The 232-nt window shown below is 66.8% G+C and carries 1 pseudogene; it reads left to right on the top strand.

Annotated elements, in window-relative coordinates:
• Window positions 1-232 (top strand): annotated as a pseudogene (locus CWO89_RS45545) (phosphomannomutase/phosphoglucomutase); the annotation flags it as partial.

Raw genomic sequence — 232 nt, 5'->3', positions numbered from 1 at the left:
TGCGCCGACGAGGCCAAATACGGCGTGGTCGACGCCGTCGTGAAGCACTTTGAGGATTTGCAAAAGCAGGGCGCCAAGATCGGCGGCCAGGCGATCCGCGATCTCGTCACCGTCAACGGCGTGCGCGTCACGGTCGAGGACGGGAGCTGGGGCCTGGTGCGCGCCTCCTCCAACAAGCCGGAGCTCGTGGTGGTGGTCGAAAGCCCGGTCAGCGAGCAGCGCATGCGCGACA

Origin of the sequence: Bradyrhizobium sp. Leo170, assembly GCF_004296405.1 — a bacterium.
GTDB lineage: Bacteria > Pseudomonadota > Alphaproteobacteria > Rhizobiales > Xanthobacteraceae > Bradyrhizobium.
Note: the sequence above shows the minus strand (reverse complement) of the source record. Positions and strands in the feature narration are given on the sequence as shown.